The 18,454-nt window shown below is 54.2% G+C and carries 20 protein-coding genes, 1 pseudogene and 1 other annotated feature (1 of these 22 only partly in view); of the genes and pseudogenes, 5 read left to right on the forward strand and 16 right to left on the reverse strand.

All coding sequences use genetic code 11. The features are described 5' to 3' along the window. Positions 1-148: 148 nt before the first annotated feature. The 3 genes from lapB to pgpB all read right to left on the reverse strand — a co-directional run bounded on the left by lapB (position 149) and on the right by pgpB (position 2,549). The gene (gene lapB / locus ES815_RS22470) at positions 149-1,318 is read right to left on the reverse strand and encodes a lipopolysaccharide assembly protein LapB (protein WP_142489801.1); all 1,170 of its coding nucleotides are present in this window, start codon (positions 1,316-1,318) and stop codon (positions 149-151) included. 6 nt (positions 1,319-1,324) lie between these two features. Next, entirely contained in the window at positions 1,325-1,633 is a 309-nt protein-coding gene (locus tag ES815_RS22475; protein WP_106993147.1) for a LapA family protein, read from the reverse strand. 151 nt (positions 1,634-1,784) lie between these two features. Then, positions 1,785-2,549, reverse strand: a complete 765-nt coding sequence (pgpB, locus tag ES815_RS22480) for a phosphatidylglycerophosphatase B (RefSeq protein WP_142489802.1) — start codon at positions 2,547-2,549, stop codon at positions 1,785-1,787. A gap of 197 nt (positions 2,550-2,746) precedes the next feature. On the opposite strand from pgpB, the gene ribA reads away from it, so the two are divergent. Continuing rightward, positions 2,747-3,337, forward strand: a complete 591-nt coding sequence (gene ribA, locus ES815_RS22485; protein ID WP_106993149.1) for a GTP cyclohydrolase II — start codon at positions 2,747-2,749, stop codon at positions 3,335-3,337. Between the two features lie 47 nt (positions 3,338-3,384). Here ribA and acnA read toward each other — a convergent pair whose 3' ends face one another. From acnA to topA, 6 genes are all read right to left on the reverse strand, one after another. Beyond that, positions 3,385-6,060, reverse strand: a complete 2,676-nt coding sequence (gene acnA / locus ES815_RS22490) for an aconitate hydratase AcnA (protein ID WP_142489803.1) — start codon at positions 6,058-6,060, stop codon at positions 3,385-3,387. Positions 6,061-6,228: 168 nt separating this feature from the next. Beyond that, positions 6,229-6,330 (reverse strand): small membrane protein YmiC, encoded by a 102-nt coding sequence (gene ymiC, locus ES815_RS24025; protein ID WP_231312181.1) that lies wholly within the window; start codon positions 6,328-6,330, stop codon positions 6,229-6,231. A gap of 126 nt (positions 6,331-6,456) precedes the next feature. Continuing rightward, positions 6,457-6,627, reverse strand: a complete 171-nt coding sequence (locus ES815_RS23865) for a hypothetical protein (protein ID WP_197090526.1) — start codon at positions 6,625-6,627, stop codon at positions 6,457-6,459. Between the two features lie 2 nt (positions 6,628-6,629). After that, on the reverse strand, positions 6,630-6,791 hold the full coding sequence (locus tag ES815_RS22495; protein ID WP_142489804.1) for a YmiA family putative membrane protein: 162 nt from the start codon (positions 6,789-6,791) through the stop codon (positions 6,630-6,632). A gap of 319 nt (positions 6,792-7,110) precedes the next feature. Then, on the reverse strand, positions 7,111-8,085 hold the full coding sequence (gene cysB / locus ES815_RS22500) for an HTH-type transcriptional regulator CysB (protein WP_106993152.1): 975 nt from the start codon (positions 8,083-8,085) through the stop codon (positions 7,111-7,113). A gap of 187 nt (positions 8,086-8,272) precedes the next feature. After that, positions 8,273-10,867, reverse strand: coding sequence for a type I DNA topoisomerase (gene topA, locus ES815_RS22505; RefSeq protein ID WP_142489805.1), 2,595 nt, complete (start codon positions 10,865-10,867; stop codon positions 8,273-8,275). Between the two features lie 396 nt (positions 10,868-11,263). Here topA and ES815_RS22510 point away from each other — a divergent pair, with 396 nt between their 5' ends. Then, complete coding sequence (locus ES815_RS22510) at positions 11,264-11,515, forward strand: YciN family protein (protein WP_142489806.1); 252 nt, start codon at positions 11,264-11,266, stop codon at positions 11,513-11,515. A 34-nt stretch (positions 11,516-11,549) separates the two neighbouring features. Here the strand turns inward: ES815_RS22510 and sohB are convergent, their stop codons facing one another. Then, positions 11,550-12,596 carry a protease SohB gene (gene sohB, locus ES815_RS22515; protein WP_142489807.1) on the reverse strand — a complete coding sequence of 349 codons (1,047 nt, stop codon included), beginning with the start codon at positions 12,594-12,596 and terminating at the stop codon, positions 11,550-11,552. Positions 12,597-12,845: 249 nt separating this feature from the next. Here sohB and ES815_RS22520 point away from each other — a divergent pair, with 249 nt between their 5' ends. Continuing rightward, on the forward strand, positions 12,846-13,607 hold the full coding sequence (locus ES815_RS22520; protein WP_142489808.1) for a YciK family oxidoreductase: 762 nt from the start codon (positions 12,846-12,848) through the stop codon (positions 13,605-13,607). Further along, positions 13,604-14,194, forward strand: coding sequence for a cob(I)yrinic acid a,c-diamide adenosyltransferase (gene cobO / locus ES815_RS22525; protein WP_142489809.1), 591 nt, complete (start codon positions 13,604-13,606; stop codon positions 14,192-14,194). Before ES815_RS22520 ends, cobO begins: the two co-directional genes overlap by 4 nt. A 31-nt stretch (positions 14,195-14,225) precedes the next feature. On the opposite strand, the gene rluB is transcribed toward cobO, so the two are convergent. The 6 genes and pseudogenes from rluB to rnm form a co-directional block, all read right to left on the reverse strand. Continuing rightward, on the reverse strand, positions 14,226-15,104 hold the full coding sequence (gene rluB, locus ES815_RS22530; protein WP_142489810.1) for a 23S rRNA pseudouridine(2605) synthase RluB: 879 nt from the start codon (positions 15,102-15,104) through the stop codon (positions 14,226-14,228). Between the two features lie 276 nt (positions 15,105-15,380). Continuing rightward, entirely contained in the window at positions 15,381-15,752 is a 372-nt protein-coding gene (locus ES815_RS22535; protein ID WP_142489811.1) for an Hcp family type VI secretion system effector, read from the reverse strand. 4 nt (positions 15,753-15,756) lie between these two features. Continuing rightward, positions 15,757-16,026 (reverse strand): hypothetical protein, encoded by a 270-nt coding sequence (locus tag ES815_RS22540; protein ID WP_142489812.1) that lies wholly within the window; start codon positions 16,024-16,026, stop codon positions 15,757-15,759. Then, positions 15,995-16,519, reverse strand: a pseudogene (locus tag ES815_RS22545) (DUF2778 domain-containing protein). Before ES815_RS22545 ends, ES815_RS22540 begins: the two are co-directional and overlap by 32 nt. Before the next feature lie 198 nt (positions 16,520-16,717). Then, entirely contained in the window at positions 16,718-17,338 is a 621-nt protein-coding gene (locus tag ES815_RS22550; RefSeq protein WP_142489813.1) for an L-threonylcarbamoyladenylate synthase, read from the reverse strand. After that, positions 17,335-18,231: an RNase RNM gene (gene rnm / locus ES815_RS22555; protein WP_231312161.1), complete on the reverse strand. Its 897-nt coding sequence runs from the start codon at positions 18,229-18,231 to the stop codon at positions 17,335-17,337. Before rnm ends, ES815_RS22550 begins: the two co-directional genes overlap by 4 nt. Before the next feature lie 123 nt (positions 18,232-18,354). Between rnm and trpL the strand changes: the two genes are divergently transcribed. Beyond that, entirely contained in the window at positions 18,355-18,399 is a 45-nt protein-coding gene (gene trpL, locus ES815_RS24175; protein WP_106993556.1) for a trp operon leader peptide, read from the forward strand. Continuing rightward, positions 18,376-18,454: a sequence feature (Trp leader region), on the forward strand (it continues 16 nt past the right edge of the window). Its footprint overlaps the gene before it by 24 nt.

Consider the following 18,454-nt stretch of genomic DNA (forward strand, 5'->3'; position numbering starts at 1 on the left):
GCGCGGGAATGTTAAACGGCGTGCATTCTACCTGTGCATCACGAAAATGAACAGGTTCCATTTTCATTCCTGCCAGACTGCAGCGCGCACCGTTCAGACTGAAAAGGCGTCAAAGTATGTTGTAACTAAAAAAGGATTTTTTTAAAAATTACTGCCCATCGAGGCCGCGAATCGGCTTAATGGTTGACCAGGCGCGACACGACGGACAGTGCCAGTACAGGGTGTAGGCAGTAAAACCGCACTTCTGGCAGCGATAGCGCGGCTTGCTGCGGATCTGCTCGCCGACCATGTCGCGCAGCACCATCAGGCTCTCTTTGGCGCGCCCCTCTTCCGCATCGTTGAGGTGGTAATCCATCAGCTTGTGGAACACGCGCATAGTGGGATGACGCTGCAGCTGACGGGTAATGTAAATCTGTGCGGTGTCGCTGCCCTCGTGCTCCTGGACGACATCCGCCAGCATCAGCTCGGCATAGGCCCCGGTGTTCTCTTCCACGCAACGGCGCAGGAAGGCCACCCACTCTTCGGCCATACCCAGTTGCTGATAGCAGGTTTGCAGCATCTCCAGGGTTTCGCTGACCAGCTCTTTATCCTGGTCGATGACCCGCAGCAGGCTCTCTACCGCTTTCTGGTAATCGCCTTTCGCCATGTACACGCGCCCCATCATGATGGAGACACGCGCGCTGCTGCGATCCGCGGCAGCGCCCTTCCGGAGAAGCGCCATGGCTTTGTCCATGTCTTCATTGCCCATCTGCTGCAGGGCGAGTTCGCAATAGAAATGGGCGATTTCTACGCGCTGTTTGTCTTTACCCAGCTTCACCAGACGTTCCGCAACGTCAATCGCTTTCTGCCATTCGCTGGTGGCCTGGTAAATTTGCAGGAGTTGTTGCAGAGCGCTGATGCGAAAATCGGTTTCATCCACCAGCTGATTGAACATCTCTTCGGCGCGATCGTACAACCCTGCCGCCATGTAGTCGCGTCCCAACTGCTGTACGGCCAGCAGACGCTGCTCATAGGTTAATGAGGCGCTTTCCATTAAGGTCTGGTGGATGCGGATGGCGCGATCAACTTCGCCCCGGGAACGGAACAGATTGCCGAGAGTAAGGTGGGCCTCAACGGTGCCGGTATCCTCTTTCAACATCTCAAGGAACAGGTCTACCGCTTTATCCTGTTGATTGCTCAGAAGGAAGTTAACCCCGGCGACATAGTCGCGTGAAAGACGGTTGGCTTCATCCTGTTTTGTTTGTTGCGCACTTCTGCGGCCCATATACCAGCCATAGGCTGCGGCTACAGGCAAAAGCAGAAACAACAACTCCAGCATCTTCGATTATTCCTTCGCTACCGGCACACCTGAACTTACCGGAACGTCGGTCGTGGGCGCAATTTGGTATTCAAGACGTTTAATTTTACGTTCGGCGCGGGCAAGTGAAACCCGAACTTTTAGCCAGAACAGACCGCAAATAAGCCAGCCGATCGCAAATCCTGCCGCAAAGAGTACCGCCAGCAGGCTGGAAATCCGATATTCGCCTTGCGCCAGCAGATAATTGAACGTTACCTGTTGATCGTTTTGCGCACCTAATGTGACGGAAATGACAAAAATCGCCAACACCAGTAAGAAAATGAGTAAATATTTCACATTACTTCCCGTTATGTGGTTTGAGCGAATAAAGAGTGTTCACCATAGCGTAACCAGCCTTATAAACTACCATTTTCAGGACGGGCGCGAAACGGAAAAAGCATCGCGCCACGACTGGATCTGCGGCTAAATATGAGAATTTCAACCGCAGTCAGCTTTCCTGGTCCCTGTCGGCTATTTCCCGCTTCTCTTCTGCCGGCGGCGTGAGTGGGCCACAAACGCGCTGGGCAAGCCAGGTGGCGCAGGTGATCAGCAGCCACGACATCAGAGTGGCAACCACCAGATCCCGCGGCCAGTGCATGCCGAGCAGCAGGCGACTGCCCATTACCCCCGTCGCCCAAACCAGCAGGAAGGCGATGGTCAGCGTGCGCCGGCGCGGCCACAGCAGCCCTACCCCCAGCAATGCCCAGCTTGCGGCGAACATCGTGTGTCCGGACGGGAAGGCAAATCCGGTCTCTTTTTGCCAGTGTTTGCGTAAAAATGTCGGGACAGCCTGTTGTTCAGTAAGCTGTTCTTTCACCAGCTCACCGCGTTCTTTACGCTTTAAATTGTAGAAGTCGTTGACCGGGACATGGTGAGTTTTTTCCAGCCAGACGACAAACGGACGCGGCTCCTGAACCCGATCTTTCACCCAGGATTTAAGCCCCTGGCCGATAAGGATCACGCCGGCAAGAATGGCAAAGAGCATGATGGCGGCCCGCAGACGAAAACGCAGGCACCATAAAAACCAGCCGCATAGCAGCGCGTGCGTAATAATGCCCCAGGGTTGGGTGACCGTCTCCGTGATCCAGAACAGCGCCTTTAACCATCCGCTGTTCGTGCCAGGCTGCCACTGCCAGCCGGATATCCATACAGCCACAGGCATAATAAGCAATATCCCTGCGCCAACCGCCGTACGGCGGGCAATTGAAAGCATGTCGTCTCCTTTTTTCGATAAGCCTCACAATCATAACTGAAAAATGAGAGCTGCGTAAAAATGTCGGATTGTGCGTTTAACGTTCGTTAAGCTGGCGGTGATTAGGTGAACGTGTGGAGCTTGTGGCAAAATAAGACAATACCGACAGCCAAACAGGCAACAGACACAAGGCGTGTCAGCATTTTTTGGAGAATCACATGCAGCTTAAACGTGTGGCAGAAGCCAATCTGCCAACCCCCTGGGGCGATTTCCTGATGGTGGGTTTTGAAGAACTGGCAACCGGGCAGGATCACGTTGCGTTAGTGTTCGGGGATACCTCCGGGCAGACGCCAGTGCTTGCTCGCGTCCATTCCGAGTGTTTGACGGGTGACGCCCTGTTTAGCCTGCGCTGCGATTGTGGTTTTCAACTGGAAGCCGCCCTGTCGCACATCGCGGAAGAAGGCCGCGGCATCCTGCTGTATCACCGCCAGGAGGGGCGTAATATCGGCCTGCTGAACAAGATCCGCGCCTATGCCCTGCAGGATCAGGGATACGATACCGTGGAAGCGAACCATCAGTTAGGCTTTGCAGCCGACGAGCGTGATTTCACCCTGTGCGCCGATATGTTCAAGCTGCTGGGCGTGGATGAAGTGCGTTTGCTGACCAATAACCCGCGTAAGGTCGAGATCCTGACCGAAGCCGGCATCAACATCGTTGAACGTGTGCCGCTGATCGTGGGCCGTAACCCGAACAACGAACACTATCTGGATACCAAAGCGGCGAAGCTTGGACATCTGCTCAGCGAGTAAAAAAAACAGCCCGGCAGCGCGATGCGCGCCGGGCTGGTCACTGTGTGTTAATTCAGCATATTACGGATCACATAGTGCAGGATACCGTCGTTCTTGTAGTAGGTCAGCTCGGTAGCGGTGTCAATTCGGCAGCGGCAGTCTACCACCTCGGTTTGTCCATCCGCTCGCGTCAGCTTGACCGGCACGGTGGCGCCAGGCGTCAGACTTTGCAGATCCGCAATATCAATGCGCTCCTCCCCGGTCAGCCCCAGCGTTTTACGCGATGTCCCCTGCGGGAACTCCAGCGGTAAAATCCCCATCCCGATCAGGTTTGAACGGTGGATACGTTCAAAGGACTCTGCGATTACCACGCGTACGCCAAGCAGCCGTGGCCCTTTTGCTGCCCAGTCACGGCTGGAGCCGGAACCGTACTCTTTCCCGGCGATCACCGCCAGCGGCGTACCTTCCTGCTGATACTTCATAGCAGCATCGTAAATCGAGATCACTTCCGTACCCGGCAGATGTCGGGTCATCCCGCCCTCAACGCCAGGCACCATCTCGTTGCGGATGCGGATATTGGCGAAGGTGCCGCGCATCATCACCTCATGGTTACCGCGACGGGACCCGTAAGAGTTGAAGTCACGTCGCTCCACGCCACGACTCTGCAGATACCGCCCTGCCGGGCTATCCGCTTTAATGCTGCCCGCCGGAGAGATGTGGTCGGTGGTGACCGAGTCGCCAAGGATGGCTAACACCCGTGCGCCATGGATATCTTCCAGCGGTTTAGGCTCCGCCAGCATCTCGTCAAAGAAAGGCGACAGGCGGATGTAGGTGGAATCATCCTGCCAGCTGTAGGTATCCGAGCGCGCCACCTCAATGCTTTTCCACTCCGCCGTGCCTTCGAACACTTCGGCATACTCCTTGCGGAACATGTCGGTGGAGACTTTTTCTACCGCGAGGGCGATCTCCTGCGCTGACGGCCAGATATCTTTCAGATAAACCGGATCCCCTTTGCGGTCGTGCCCCAGCGGCTCGGTCGCGAGGTTAATATTCATATTCCCGGCCAGGGCATAGGCTACCACCAGCGGCGGTGAGGCCAGCCAGTTGGTTTTCACCAGCGGGTGGATACGGCCTTCGAAGTTGCGGTTGCCCGAGAGCACCGCCCCGACCGTCAGATCCCCCTGCTTGATCGCCGTCTCGATAGGTTCCGGTAGCGGCCCGGAGTTACCAATACAGGTGGTACACCCGTAGCCGACCAGGTTGAAACCCAGTTCATCCAGATACGGCGTCAGCCGGGCCTGGGCCAGGTAATCGGAGACCACTTTGGAGCCCGGAGCCAGCGAGGCTTTTACCCACGGCTGGCGTTTCAGGCCAAGGGTAACGGCTTTTTTCGCCAGTAGTCCCGCCGCCATCAGCACGCTGGGGTTTGAGGTGTTGGTACAGGAGGTGATGGCCGCGATCGCTACCGCGCCATCCGGAAGCTGATACTGATGGCCGTTCATGACGTAATCAATGGGTCGACGATCCTTCTGCGCGGCATTAACTTCCAGTTCATTGCTGGCAGCAAACGCCTTCGGCACATCCCCCAGCGCGACCCGATCCTGAGGACGCTTCGGCCCGGCGAGGCTGGCTTCGACCTCGCCCATATCCAGCGCCAGGGTGCTGGTAAACACCGGTTCATCTCCCGGGTTACGCCACATCCCTTGCGCTTTGGCATAGGCCTCAACCAGCTCAACCTGCTCGCTGCTGCGCCCGCTGAGGCGCATATACTCCAGCGTGACGCCGTCTATCGGGAAGAAGCCACAGGTCGCGCCGTATTCCGGCGCCATGTTGGCGATGGTGGCCCGGTCCGCCAGCGGCAATGAGTCGAGTCCGTCACCGTAGAATTCAACAAATTTGCCCACCACCCCGTGCTTACGTAGCATCTGGGTCACGGTGAGCACCAGATCGGTGGCGGTGATGCCTTCACGCAGTTTGCCGGTCAGCTTAAAACCGACCACGTCAGGGATCAGCATCGACACTGGCTGACCGAGCATAGCGGCCTCGGCTTCGATCCCCCCTACCCCCCAGCCCAGCACGCCAAGGCCGTTGATCATGGTGGTGTGCGAGTCGGTGCCGACCAGCGTATCCGGGTAGGCCACCCACTCTTTATCCTGCAGTTCACTCCACACCGCCTTGCCGAGGTATTCGAGATTGACCTGATGGCAGATGCCGGTGCCGGGTGGAACAACGCTGAAGCGGCTGAAGGCCTGCTGGCCCCATTTCAGAAACACATAACGCTCGTGGTTACGCTCCATCTCCAGGCGTACGTTCTCTTCAAACGCCTCATCGTCACCAAAGTGGTCCACGGTCACCGAGTGGTCAATCACCAGATCCACAGGGGAAAGCGGATTCACTTTGGCCGTATCGCCGCCAAGACGTTTGACGGCTTCGCGCATCGCCGCCAGATCGACCACCGCCGGAACGCCGGTAAAGTCCTGCATCAGGACCCTGGCCGGACGATAGGCTATCTCCCGGTCGGCATGGGCATTTTGCAGCCACCCGGCGAGGGCGTGGATGTCTTCGGAGGTGACAGAGACCTCATCCTGCCAGCGCAGGAGATTTTCCAGTAACACTTTAAGCGACTTGGGTAAACGGTCGATGTCCCCAAGCTCCCTGGCGGCCAGCGGCAGGCTGTAGTAGTGATAGGTTTTGTTCTCGGCCTGCAGTGTGTCCTTACTGGCTTCGCGTAAGGTTAACGACATAAGCTCCTCCTTAATTACCGGGATTGCGATACCCTGATCTTTATCAGGGCCGTAATTAAAGATAACACATCGTCACCGTAACGATTTGATAACAACCCAAATGGACAAATTTGCAGAGAAAAGGAGAGGTCAAAAAGAAAAAGCCCCGCTTGAGCGAGGCTTTATTTTTCAGTGTAGGGAGAGCCAGATAAGCTGGGACCAGAAGAGAATCGACAGAGAGAACGCGGCGATCCACGACCAGTATTTGACTCCGGATATATTATTCATCATTGTGACACCCGTCTTTATTTATTTGTTTACGGCTGAGTCAGGCTCAGTTCGGTATTGCTGAAGTGTATTTATTAAAGAGTACAAAAGCGCACCGGATTATTAATGCACTACGCCTGAGCGGCAGAATTATTGTTTTTTGGCATCGTCTTCTGCGAACGAATCGATGAAGGCTTGCTGCTGCGGCGACAGCGTCCAGGAAGCAGGAACCTGGCTTGTCACTTCTTTACGGACTTTGCGGCGAGTGTCACGTTGCTGACACATAGGTTTCACTGCTTCACTGCGCCCCTGTACCGTCATAGTTAACCCCAGAATTTCCAGACCAGTAACGCCACCACGATCCAAAATAGCGTGGAACCGAGAAATACCGCCAGCCAGGCTTTGCGCTTGAGCCCTGGATCCCGTTGCGGCTCATGACTTCCTGACGGCATTGCTAACCTCGTACAATCGACTTTGCTTATCATTTGGCTACCAAACAATTGGTATAAGTAATCATCACTGAGATAAATCCTAAAGAAACTTTAGTTGAAAATCCAGTGAATTTACGAATCCTGTACGGTGAAATATTTAATCTTTTGAGCGGAAATATATAAATGAAACGTGGAGTTTGCGTAGCGGCTATTTATTTTCTATTTTTGTTGGCTTTTTGAGACAGGCGCGGACACAAAGCGCTGTAACCCTATGGTTACTGTGTTAAACGAATGGTTAAAAGAGAAGAATTCTAATTCAGATAAAAAAACAGGAATAACGGTATCTTTCCCGCAGGAAAGATACCGCAGGGTATTATTTTTCTGGCAGCTTAATGTCTTTAAACATCGCTTCGATGTCTTCATTAGAACGCAGCGCAACCGCCGTATCCACCACGTCGCGGGTCAAATGTGGCGCGAATCGCTGAATAAAATCATACATATAGCTGCGCAGGAAGGTGCTGCGGCGGAAACCAATTTTGGTGGTGCTGTGGCCGAATACGCCCTGGGTATCCAGGCGGACTAAATCGGGATCGGCTATCGGATCTACCGCCATGCTGGCAATCACCCCTACCCCCAGCCCCAGCCGCACGTAGGTCTTGATCACGTCGGCATCGGTGGCGGTAAAGACGATCCGTGGCGTTAAACCTGCGCGATTGAATGCGGTGTCCAGTTCCGAACGGCCGGTAAAGCCAAAGGTGTAGGTCACTAGCGGATACTGGGCGAGTTCCTCGATCGATACCGAGGTTTTGGCCGCCAGCGGGTGTTCAGGCGTCACCACAATCGAGCGGTTCCAGTGATAGCAAGGCAGCATCACTAAATCGTCGTAAAGATGCAGCGCTTCGGTGGCGATGGCGAAATCTGCATTGCCTTTTGATACCGCTTCGGCAATCTGAGTCGGTGAGCCCTGATGCATATGCAACGAAACACGAGGATAGCGCTCAATGAAGCCTTTAATCACGCCCGGCAGAGCGTAGCGCGCCTGGGTGTGGGTGGTGGCGATATACAGGGAGCCTTTGTCAGGCCAGGTGTGCTCGCCCGCCACGGATTTAATGGCATCGACCTTCGACAGCACTTCGCGGGCAATACGGATAATTTCCTGCCCCGCCGGCGTAACCTGAGTAAGGTGTTTACCGCTGCGGGCGAAAATCTGGATCCCCAGCTCATCTTCAAGCATACGGACCTGCTTACTGATACCGGGTTGCGAGGTATAAAGACCTTCTGCGGTCGAGGAGACGTTAAGGTTGTGGTTGACCACCTCAACGATATAGCGAAGCTGCTGTAGTTTCATGCCGGACCATCCGATTGAGCGCACACGGGCAATCGCTTAAGACGATTTGATAATAAGAAAAGGGTTAACTATAACCACTATATCATTTATATCATTGCTGTATAGCCCGTAACAAAAAATAATAACCCGCCAATAAAAAAGGGCCGGAAGTCCGGCCCTTTCAAAGGTAAGTAACGGTAATTAAGGCTTATTTCTTGCCTTCAACCCATTTTCCGTCAACATAAAATGCTGACCAGCCGGTCGCTTTACCGTCTTTCTCAGAAGCAACATACTGTTGCTTGGTCTTACGGCTAAAACGCACGATCGTCTTATTACCTTCAGGATCCTGCTGTGGCGCATCGGCCAGATAGCGCAGCTTCTCAGCCAGACGATCGCGGAAGCGGAACAGCTCTTCCACCAGCGGCGCACGGGTTTCACGTGATTTCGGGAAGGTGTTGGCCGCCAGGAAGACGCCCGCCGCACCGTCACGCAGGACGAAGTAAGCGTCGGACTTCTCGCACGGCAACTCCGGCAACGGCACCGGATCTTCCTTCGGCGGTGCCACTTCACCGTTACGCAGGATCTTACGCGTGTTTTTACAGTCATCGTTGGTGCAGGCCATGTACTTACCAAAACGCCCCATCTTCAGGTGCATTTCAGAACCACATTTTTCACACTCCACGATCGGACCATCATAGCCTTTAATGCGGAACTCACCCTCTTCGATCTCGTAACCGTCGCAGGTCGGGTTATTACCGCAGACGTGCAGTTTACGTTTCGGATCGATCAGGTAGCTGTCCATCGCTGTGCCGCACTTATTACAGCGGCGCTTAGCGCGTAATGCGTTGGTTTCCGCATCGTCGCCTTCCAGCACGTTCAGCACTTCGTTTTCCGGCACCAGGTTGATGGTGGTTTTGCAGCGCTCTTTCGGCGACAGGGCATAGCCTGAACAGCCCAGGAACACGCCGGTGGTGGCGGTACGGATCCCCATTTTGCGACCGCAGGTCGGACAGTCGATGCTGGTCAGCACCATCTGGTTCGGCTGCATGCCACCCTCTTCAGGGTCTTTTTCCGCTTTTTCCAGCTGGTTGGTGAAGTCGCCGAAGAAACTGTCGAGCACCTTCTTCCACTCGGCTTCGTGGTTCGCCACCTGGTCAAGACTGTTTTCCATCTGCGCGGTAAAGTCGTAGTTCATCAGATCGCGGAAGTTAGCTTCCAGACGATCGGTGACGATTTCACCCATTTTTTCTGCATAGAAACGGCGGTTTTCCGTACGCACATAGCCGCGATCCTGAATGGTCGAAATGATCGACGCATAGGTAGACGGACGACCAATGCCGCGTTTTTCCAGCTCTTTCACCAGCGAGGCTTCGCTGAAGCGAGCCGGTGGCTTGGTGAAGTGCTGAGCCGGCGTCAGCTCAACCAGGGAAAGTTCATCCCCGGCGTTGACCGCTGGCAGGGTTTTGTCTTCATCACCCTTACGCAGCGCAGGCATTACTTTGGCCCAGCCATCGAAACGCAGAATACGACCACGCGCTTTCAGGCGGAAATCACCCGCACCGACGGTGAGCGTAGTGGAGTCGTATTGTGCAGGCGTCATCTGACAGGCGACAAACTGGCGCCAGATCAGCTGATACAGTTTCTGCGCGTCGGCTTCCATATCCTTCAGGGATTCAGCCAGAACAGCAACGTCAGAAGGACGAATCGCTTCGTGCGCTTCCTGAGAGTTCTCCTTGCTGTTGTACTGGTTGGCGCTCTCCGGCAGATACTTCTTACCAAAGTTATCGCCGATGTAATCACGCGCCATGTTGACTGCGTCCTGGCTCAGGTTGGTGGAGTCAGTACGCATGTAGGTAATGTGACCCGCTTCATACAGACGCTGAGCCATCATCATGGTTTTCTTCACGCCGTAACCCAGACGGGTACTTGCCGCCTGCTGCAGCGTGGAGGTGATAAACGGCGCGCCCGGCTTACTGCTGGTCGGTTTGTCTTCACGATCCAGCACCTGATAGCGGGCTTTCTCCAGCAGCGCGACCGCGGCCATCGTCTGATCGCGGTTTTCAGGGCGGAACGGCTTATCGTTCTGGTGCGACACTTCCAGCGGCAGCGTATCGCCGCCCGGCGTGGTCACGCTGGCGTCAATTTCCCAGAACTCTTCTGGCACAAACGCTTTGATTTCGCGTTCACGTTCAACCACCAGACGCACGGCAACAGACTGGACGCGGCCCGCTGAAAGGCCACGGGCAATCTTTTTCCACAGCAGTGGAGAGACCATGTAACCCACGACGCGGTCCATAAAGCGGCGCGCCTGCTGAGCGTTAACGCGGTCGATATTCAGCTCGCCCGGCTTTTCAAAGGCCTGACGGATCGCGTTTTTAGTAATTTCGTTAAACACCACGCGGCTGTAGCGGGTGTCATCCCCTCCGATCACTTCCCGCAGGTGCCATGCAATGGCCTCCCCTTCGCGGTCAAGGTCGGTTGCGAGATAGATGTGGTCGGCTTTTTCCGCCAGCTGTTTCAGCTCGGAGACGACTTTCTCTTTACCCGGCAGCACTTCGTACTGTGCCTGCCAGCTATCCCACGGGTTAACACCCATGCGATTTACGAGCGCGCTACGTTCATCCTTTTTAGGCTTTTTGGCCCCTTTGGTGGAGGTAGAGTCGGCGCTCTTCTTGGCTGAGCCACTGGTCGGCAGATCGCGGATATGACCGACGCTGGACTTAACCACGTAGTCGCTACCCAGATACTTATTGATCGTTTTGGCTTTTGCCGGGGACTCAACGATAACGAGAGCTTTACCCATATTCACCTTTACCTAATTTGTTTCTTCCAGGAATACGTCGCGTGAGTTCACCTTCCACTGGCGACGAGACATCTATATAACGACGTCATCAGTGGATATCAACCCCCTTTCGGACCAGTCGCCAAAAACGACCTCACCCAGGTGGTTGAGTTTACGGGCTTTTTCTCGCTCCGGTGTGACTGCACGACGAGATTTAGGTCGAATGTCAAGCAAATCTATTGCCAGAATGACGAAAGCGCACACTCTACCTGATAAAATCCGTTACGCAACTTTATTAGCATGCAAAAGCAAATCACGCCAGCGCTGTCCGTCTTGCCCTGCATGCCTGAAAACGGGGAAAATTTGCTCCCGGGACCGCGGCGGCGTAGACTAATGTCACTGTTTAAGGAGGGGATAATGCAGCAAACTACCCAACCAATTGACCGCGCAACCTTGCTTGCCGAAGCAAATAAACTCATTCGTGAACATGACGACACTCTGGCAGGGATCGAAGCCACAGGTGTGGAGCAGCGTAATGGCGTGCTGGTCTTCAGCGGCGATTACTTTCTCGATGAGCAGGGGTTACCTACCCCACGCAGCACCGCGGTATTTAACATGTTTAAATACCTGGCCCATGCCCTCTCGGATAAGTATCACCTGGTCGATTGATGCAAAACGCGAGGCACTGGCCTCGCGTTTTTATTTATAGCAGGGGTTTCTGTCCACGCTGCAGCCAGCGTAGCAACAGTCGGTCCGCACTCTCTGCGGCGCTGTTGGTAAACCGGTCCATCAGTTTTTTCCGCCGGGTATAGCGCACGCCGACCAGCTCGCGGCCCTCCATCAGCCCCAGCAGCAGATCGTCGCTGGTGCCCACCTGGTCCACAAGCCCTTTATCCAGCGCCTGAGTGCCGTACCAGTGTTCACCGGTCGCCACCTGCTCGATATCAAGCTTTGGCCGCATCTGCTGCACAAAGCTTTTAAACAGCTGATGGGTGTCATTAAGATCTTCGCGGAATTTCTGTCGACCCTCTTCGGTATTTTCGCCCAGCAGCGTCAGGGTGCGCTTGTACTGACCCGCCGTATGCAACTCAACGTCAATGTCTTTGTTTTTCAGGAAACGATTGAAGTTGGGGATCTGCGCCACTACGCCAATCGAACCAATAATAGAGAAAGGTGCGGCGACGATTTTATCGGCCACGCAGGCCATCATATAACCACCGCTGGCGGCGACCTTATCTACCGCCACCGTCAACGGGATCTGCTTGTCGCGCAGGCGTTGCAGCTGCGAGGAGGCCAGCCCGTAACCGTGGACCACACCACCCGGGCTTTCGAGACGCAGGACAACCTGGTCTTCGGGTCTGGCCACTGCCAGCACCGCGGTGATCTCTTCGCGCAGGGAGGTAACCTCATGCGCATCCATGCTGCCTTTAAAATCCAGAACATAGACCCGCGGTTTTGCCGCTTCCGGGCGCTGCTCCAGCTTTGCTTTTTGCTTAGCCGCTTTCGCGTCAAGCTTGTGCTTTTTCTTCTGCGCCTTGTGCCACAGTTTTTGCTGATGCGCGTCGAGCAACGCCACCGACATCTCTTCCTGCATCTCCGTGTACTGCTCGCTTAACCGGGTAATCCGCAACTCGCCGCGCTGACGTTTGCGCTGCGTCAGGTTGACAATCAGAACGGCGATCACCGCAATGGCAATCACCACCGTTGCAATTTTGGCCAGAAATAAACCGTATTCAGAAAGTAATTCCACGCGTCCACCTTGGTTTAACCACTTGTTTTCACACCCAGTGTACAACAGCCTTCGCCAGGCGTCTCGCACCTGACGATACCCTTGCGAGGCGTCTTCAGGAATTTGAATTTCGCGGAAAAATATTTGCAAATTGTTAATTTTACAGTGAACTCTCCGGATGACTGATTGATATCCTGTTCACTTTCGGGCATAAAGCCGAAAAGAGAACGCACAGCATGGGCCGCGCCAACGCGCGCCAGAGGAGTGACTTTGCACTATCAACCCAAAAAAGATCTACTGCAAAACCGTATTATTCTGGTCACCGGTGCCAGCGACGGTATTGGCCGTGAGGCGGCGCTGACCTACGCCCGCCACGGCGCACGCGTCATTCTGTTAGGACGTAATGAAGGAAAACTGCACGACGTGGCGCAGGCGATTGCCAGCGAGGGTGGCGCACCGACGCACGAATATACGCTTGACCTGTTAACCTGCACCCCAGAGGAGTGCCAGCAGCTTGCCCGGCGTATCGCCGAGGATTATCCGCGTCTGGACGGGGTATTACATAATGCGGGTTTTCTCGGTGAAGTGCGCCCGATGGACGAGCAAACCCCGGAGATCTGGCAGCAGGTAATGCAGGTGAACGTCAATGGCACCTTTTTCCTCACTCAGGCATTGCTTCCTTTATTACTGCAGTCCGATTCCGGCTCGCTGGTATTCACCTCATCCAGCGTCGGGCGCCAGGGGCGAGCCAACTGGGGCGCCTATGCCGCTTCGAAGTTTGCCACCGAAGGGATGATGCAGGTGCTGGCGGAGGAGTATCAAAGCCGCCACCTGCGCGTAAATTGTATCAACCCCGGCGGCACACGCACCGGCATGCGCGCCAGCGCGTTCCCGACGGAAGATCCGCTTAAACTGAAAACCCCTGCCGACATCATGCCGCTCTATCTGTGGCTGATGGGCGACGACAGTCGCCGCAAAACCGGCATGACCTTTGATGCCCAACCCGGCCGTAAACCAGGAATATCGCAATGAGTGATGAACGTCATCAGCAGCGCCAGCAGCGTCTGAAAGAACAGGTCGACGCCCGCGTTGCCGCAGCTCAGGATGAACGCGGGATTATTATTGTCTTCACCGGCAACGGTAAAGGCAAAACCACTGCGGCCTTTGGTACGGCGACCCGCGCCGTCGGTCACGGACAAAAGGTGGGCGTGATCCAGTTCATCAAAGGAGAGTGGCCGAACGGCGAGCGTAATCTGCTCGAGCCTCACGGGGTGGAGTTTCAGGTAATGGCGACCGGGTTTACCTGGGATACCCAGAACCGCGATACCGACACCGCCGCCTGTCTGGCCGTCTGGGAGCAGGCGAAACGCATGCTGGCGGACCCTGCGCTCAACATGGTGCTGCTGGATGAGATCACCTACATGGTGGCCTACGACTATCTGCCCTTGCAGGAGGTCGTGGATGCGCTGAACAACCGTCCGGCGCACCAGACGGTGATCGTCACCGGGCGCGGCTGTCATCGGGAGATTCTGGAGATGGCGGATACGGTCAGCGAGTTACGCCCGGTCAAACATGCCTTTGATGCCGGCGTTAAAGCGCAAATCGGTATCGACTATTAAGAAAAAACCCGGCGATGCCGGGTTTTGTTTTTTAGCCGTTGTTGTTACGGCTGCCAGAGCGACGATTATTGCCGCTGACCTGGCTGTGACGTTTGACCGCCCGGCGGATCTGGTTCGCTTTCATGCGACGACGATCTTTTTCCACCGCCACTTTCGAGGTGGTTTCCGGCGTCAGCTGCACCAGCTCACGCAGGTAGTTGGTCTGGGTTAAATCCAGCTCGGTATAGCCGCCACGCGGAAGCCCTTTCGGCAGCAGGATGTCACCGTAACGCACGCGGATCAGACGGCTAACCTGCACGCCAACGGCTTCCCAGAGACGACGCACCTCGCGGTTACGGCCTTCGGTCAGGGTCACGTTGTACCACTGGTTAATGCCCTCACCACCGGTAAACTTGATGGTTTTAAAGGCGGCCGGGCCATCTTCGAGCTGTACGCCGCGTGACAGATCGCGGATTTTGTTGTCGTCAACTTCGCCAAACACGCGAACCGCGTATTCACGCTCCACTTCACGGCTTGGGTGCATCAGACGGTTTGCCAGCTCACCGTCGGTGGTGAACAGCAGCAGACCGCAGGTGTTCACATCCAGACGACCTACAGCGATCCAGCGCGCACCGCGCAGTTTTGGCAGGCGGTCGAACACGGTCGGACGGCCTTCCGGATCGTTACGGGTGCAAAGCTCGCCTTCCGGCTTGTAATAGGCCAGCACGCGGCAAATTTGCTCGGCAGACTCTTTCACTGAGATCAGGTGGCCGTCGATACGAATTTTCAGGCCTGGCACGATTTCCACACGGTCACCCAGGGTGGCGATTTTACCGTCCACACTGACACGACCTGCTTCGATAATGGTTTCGATTTCACGGCGTGAACCGTGGCCGGCGCGGGCCAGCACTTTCTGTAATTTCTCGCTCATTGAGCTTCCTTCAGGTGTCGCCTTCACAGGCGTCTGGGATACTTTCAAAAACAACGAGTTAAGTTTATTTAGACCTTAACTCACTGATCTGCAACTCTTTCATAGCACACATAATGGCGGACAATGTGTCACACCCAGTGATTCATGGCCGCACATACTACATGAATTTTAGACTAAATGATTCAACAAGTTTTGTGCAGCAGCGTTCTGGCATGGATAACCTGAAGCAAACCCATCGGATCGGCTCTCTCGTACAGATGGGGCCGTCAGATTTCGTTATGCTGTAGGGCGTTCATTCCAGGCGTCGGTATGCTGAATGTTGCCATCCACTATGCGCCAGGTGATCTTCTCATATTGGATACTGATGCTTTCTACATGATTCATTTTTATCGTTGCCCGACAGTTTAACGTTAGGTACAGCGCTGCTTTATAAAGGTAGGGCGTAGAGCTATCCACTTCCTTTTCAATCATCATGGAGGAGTGCTGGCGCGTACCGGTAATTTTACCGTTGGCACTGTCTACAGGCAGGTTTATCTCGTGGCTTAACCCTATTATCTCTATGCTTCCTTCGCGATCCTCAACGTCAACAGATCCTTTAATATCTGCGCCGCCATCGTCTTTCAGCCACATATAGGGAGGGATTGGCATTTTATTAGCTCCTTAATTTTTTGAGTAACTTCATTGTTAAAATATACATAGGGATTGCTATTAATAGCATTATAGAAAAATCAATATCGGTAAAAGCATCATACATGGCTTCTGCGTCTTCCTTTCCATAGAAAAACAGCGCCCATCTTGTTGCAAAACTTTCATTAATATATAACTCTGCATATGGAAGACTGTGGGCTATACAAATCAACAAAAAGATGAAATAAATAAATTTACCTGTTTTACGCGCAAATTTTTTTAGTATAACCGCCATCGACCACCTCCACCCATCCCCGCGCCATCAAAGACCGCATACAGGGAACCTGTATTAGTGGCGTGCTCATAAGCGCATTACGGATCATCGCAAAGTCAGAATTATTGGCGATGGTTATACAGCCTTTTGAAACTGTACCAGGATGCAGCCGGAAGTTGCCGCGTTTGACACCTTCAATCCATGTGTCATCGTCGATTCCCCAATCATCGCGCTATAATGCAAACCAATCCGATTTGCCAAAGGCGCGTCGACCAAAAAGTCTATTGGCCTCATCGTGTGTTTCCGTTATTTTCTGAGACAAGTAGTTGCCTTCTTTGCGATCAACTATCCAGTATTTACCGGGAGGGATGGGCCCTAGTTTTGCAATAGCAGCACAGTTCATATTGTTCCGATATGCTCCTAATCCCGAGTGCGCCATAAAAACACCCACGCCGTACAAATTAAACGGCGCATAGTCTGCCCCATTCAGGATTAACGTCCCTTGTAGCGCCATAGATAATCCTCTTTATCTGTAAATATGTGTTCTATTATCGTACATCCGCATATTCAGACAGGGTGAGACTATTCCGGCAAAAGAATAATTTTCAGATAATAATAAGATTTTTAATACAGAGGGGAAGAAACGAAGCGTTAATATCAGGGCCATTATATCAGCTAATAAAATGGCCCCATAAGAAAGGAAACTACACCATTACAAGAAAGGTTTAACGTCCCCTACCCCTTCACGCAGCACAACCGGAGCATCTTCCGTTAAATCGATTACCGTGGTCGGCTGTTGACCGAGATAACCGCCGTGAATAATCAGTTCCACCTGCTTCTCCAGACGGTCTTTGATCTCATCCGGATCGGATTCGGTAAAGTCGCTGCCTGGCAGCATCAGTGAGGTCGAGAGCATCGGCTCGCCCAAGGTCTCCAGCAGCGCCTGAGCAATCGGGTTCGACGGTACGCGCATCCCGATGGTTTTGCGTTTTTCCTGTAGCAGGCGGCGCGGCACCTCTTTCGTCCCTTTAAGGATAAAGGTGTAGTTGCCCGGGGTGTTATTTTTAATCAAGCGAAACGCCACGTTATCCACGTAGGAATAGGTCGATAACTCAGAGAGATCGCGGCACATCAGGGTGAAGTTATGCCCGTTGGGGATGTGACGGATCCGGCAAATGCGTTCCATCGCGTTTTTGTCTTCAATCTTACAGCCCAGCGCGTAACCCGAATCGGTTGGATAGACGATAACCCCGCCCTTACGCACGATCTCCACGGCCTGATTAATCAAACGCGGCTGCGGATTGTCAGGATGGATATAAAAAAATTGGCTCATACTTCCCTCTCTTCAATTGGCGTTGGCTGCTCCCAGAGTTGCCACACCGGCTCGACGCCTGCAGGTAACCAGAGCTTGCGTCCCAGCTCGATCCAGGGACAAGGCTGATGAAAATCAGAACCCTGGGAGCCAAGGAGGCCGTACTGGCGGGCATACTCAGCCAGTTGACTGCGCTCGTTGGGCGCCTGCTGACACTGCGCGACTTCCATCGCGTCCCCGCCGTGTTCGGCAAAGTAGGCCAGCAGACGTTTCAGCCATTTGGCGGAAAGATCGTACCGCCCAGGATGGGCCAGCACCGCCTTACCGCCAGAATGATGAATGACATCAATAGCTTGTTCTATTGTACACCACTGGGGAGGAACGTATCCGGTTTTCCCCCGTGCAAGATATTTTTTAAACACATCCGCAATATTATTTGCCTTCCCGGCCTCAACCAGAAAACGGGCAAAGTGCGCCCGGGTCACCGCGCCGCCTTTGGCCAGACGCAGCGCGCCTTCCCAGGCACCGGGAATATGGGCTTTATCCAGCCTTTCGGCGATCAGTTCTGCGCGCAGCACGCGACGCGCCTTCTGTTCATCCAGAAACGTGCGCATAGCCGGGTTCTCAATATCGATATTCAGCCCGACAATATGGATCTCATGATTTTCCCAGACAGTAGAAATTTCCACGCCTGCTATCAGTGTAAGCGGCAATTCACTGCGGGCAATTTCCGCCCGCGCGGCCGCAATGGCCTCGGTGGTATCGTGATCGGTGATTGCCAGCGTACCGACGCGCATCTCATGGGCGCGATGGACAAGATCTTCGGGCGTAAGCAGGCCGTCAGAGGCCTGGGTGTGGCTGTGTAAGTCGTAAATCACTGCGTAATTCGTGTCGCTCAAAGCGGCTCCCGTCACTCATCTTCAATATCTGCGCCGCCATAATAGCGGTATGTGGTGAAATTCTGAAATCCGGGGGTTGACATTACGCCATCGAACTAGTTAACTAGTACGCAAGTTCACTCAACGAGGTATCTGAAAATGACCGCACATTTTACTCTGCATGGCTGGTGGCGCACTTCCTGATTATCGGGCAGTGTCGTACGTCTGCGTCATGCAAACAGATACCTGGCCCGCCACT

Source organism: Leclercia adecarboxylata (genome assembly GCF_006874705.1).
GTDB classification, from domain to species: Bacteria; Pseudomonadota; Gammaproteobacteria; order Enterobacterales; family Enterobacteriaceae; genus Enterobacter; species Enterobacter adecarboxylatus_C.